This window comes from Amaricoccus macauensis (assembly GCF_014201905.1).
In the GTDB taxonomy this organism is placed as follows: Bacteria; Pseudomonadota; Alphaproteobacteria; order Rhodobacterales; family Rhodobacteraceae; genus Amaricoccus; species Amaricoccus macauensis.
On sequence record NZ_JACHFM010000013.1, the window covers coordinates 1 to 2500 of the forward strand.

The 2500-nt window shown below is 56.6% G+C and carries 1 tRNA gene and 2 rRNA genes (1 of these 3 cut by a window edge); all 3 read right to left on the minus strand.

The annotated features are described in order from the left end of the window. Position 1 precedes the first annotated feature (1 nt). Positions 2-78, minus strand: a tRNA-Met gene (locus HNP73_RS22690). A gap of 42 nt (positions 79-120) precedes the next feature. Beyond that, a 5S ribosomal RNA gene (gene rrf, locus HNP73_RS22695) occupies positions 121-235 on the minus strand. A gap of 131 nt (positions 236-366) precedes the next feature. Further along, a 23S ribosomal RNA gene (locus HNP73_RS22700) occupies positions 367-2500 on the minus strand; it runs 793 nt beyond the window's last position.

Sequence of the window (2500 nt, forward strand, 5' to 3'; positions counted from 1 at the left end):
TTGGTTGCGGGGGCAGGATTTGAACCTGCGGCCTTCAGGTTATGAGCCTGACGAGCTACCGGGCTGCTCCACCCCGCGATGATTTTGTTTTGTGAGAGAGCATTTCTGTGGGCTTTACAGGTTTGGCGGTGACCTACTCTCCCGCGTCTTAGGACGCAGTACCATCGGCGCGGCGGTGCTTAACGGCCGAGTTCGGGATGGGATCGGGTGTTTCACTCGCGCTAATGCCACCAAACCTGCAAAGCCCACGCTTCCTTTTTGGGGAAGTTTGGGACACGAGACGTTTGTTTTTCAGTCTATTTCCGTATTTGACACTCGGGTATTGCGACTTCCGTATGTCCGGGACGGGTCTGTCGTCTTCCGGATCGGATGAAGCCTATCGGGCGATTAGTACCGGTCAGCTGAATGCATTGCTGCACTTATACCTCCGGCCTATCGACGTGGTGGTCTTCCACGGCCCTCAAGGGAGACCTGGTTTTGAGGGGGGCTTCCCGCTTAGATGCCTTCAGCGGTTATCCTGTCCGCACATAGCTACCCTGCACTGCCGTTGGCACGACAACAGGTCCACCAGTGGTGCGTTCACCCCGGTCCTCTCGTACTAGGGGCAACTCCTCTCAAGTCTCCGACACCCACGGCAGATAGGGACCGAACTGTCTCACGACGTTCTAAACCCAGCTCACGTACCACTTTAAACGGCGAACAGCCGTACCCTTGGGACCTTCTCCAGCCCCAGGATGTGATGAGCCGACATCGAGGTGCCAAACACTGCCGTCGATATGGACTCTTGGGCAGTATCAGCCTGTTATCCCCGGCGTACCTTTTATCCGTTGAGCGATGGCCCTTCCACGCGGGACCACCGGATCACTATGGCCGACTTTCGTCTCTGCTCGACTTGTCAGTCTCGCAGTCAGGCGGGCTTATGCCATTGCACTCGACGGTTGATTTCCGACCAACCTGAGCCCACCATCGCGCGCCTCCGTTACTCTTTGGGAGGCGACCGCCCCAGTCAAACTACCCGCCACACAGGGTCCCGGAACCGGATAACGGTCCGCGGTTAGACATCAGGCAAGGCAAGGGTGGTATCTCAAGGGAGGCTCCCCGGGAACTGGCGTCCCCGCTTCAAAGCCTACCACCTATCCTGCACATGCCTGACCTGATGCCAGTGTGAAGCTGTAGTAAAGGTGCACGGGGTCTTTCCGTCTGACCGCGGGAACCCCGCATCTTCACGGGGAATTCAATTTCGCTGAGTCTACGTTGGAGACAGCGGGGAAGTCGTTACGCCATTCGTGCAGGTCGGAACTTACCCGACAAGGAATTTCGCTACCTTAGGACCGTTATAGTTACGGCCGCCGTTTACCGGGGCTTCAATTCAGAGCTTGCACTCCTCCTTTTAACCTTCCGGCACCGGGCAGGCGTCAGACCCTATACGTCGCCTTTGGGCTTCGCAGAGTCCTGTGTTTTTAGTAAACAGTCGCCACCCCCTAGTTTGTGCCCCCCGCCAGTGGTTGCCCACCAACGGGGCCTCCTTCTCCCGAAGTTACGGAGGCATTTTGCCGAGTTCCTTCAACGTAGTTCTCTCAAGCGCCTTGGTATGCTCTACCAGTCCACCTGTGTCGGTTTAGGGTACGATCTCATGGAGGGCTATTTCCAGGGACCGCTTCGAAGCCTGATCAATCCGATAAGACCAGACAACAGCTACGATCCGTCACTTCCTCCTGGCCCAGGAATATTAACCTGGTTCCCATCGACTACGCCTTTCGGCCTCGCCTTAGGGGTCGGCTCACCCTGCTCAGATTAGCTTTAAGCAGGAACCCTTGGACTTTCGGCGAGCGGGTCTCTCACCCGCTTTGTCGCTACTCATGTCAACATTCTCGCTTCTGAATGCTCCACCGGTCCCTCACAGGCCGGCTTCGTCGCCGAGACCCATGCCTCCGGAGTCTTGGGTCGCGCTACCGCTACGCTACTTGAGCGCACAGCAGCATCCAAAACTAAAGAGGCAGGGTCTGCATAGACAGAACGCTCCGCTACCGCGCATCTTGCGATGCACCCTGAGCTTCGGCTCGTGGCTTGAGCCCCGTTACATCTTCGCCGCAAGACAGCTTATCTAGACCAGTGAGCTGTTACGCTTTCTTTAAATGATGGCTGCTTCTAAGCCAACATCCTGGTTGTTTTGGCCGTCTCACATGCTTTCCCACTTAGCCACGAATTAGGGGCCTTAGCTGCAGGTCAGGGTTGTTTCCCTCTTCACGACGGACGTTAGCACCCGCCGTGTGTCTGCCGGACAGAACGCCTCGGTATTCGGAGTTTGCTTAGGATCAGTAAGACGGTGAGTCCCCATAGCCCATGCAGTGCTCTACCCCCGAGGGTATTGATCCGACGCTCTACCTAAATAGATTTCGCGGAGAACCAGCTATCTCCGAGTTTGATTGGCCTTTCACCCCTAGGCACACCTCATCCCGACCTTTTTCAACAGGTGTGGGTTCGGACCTCCAGTGCGTGT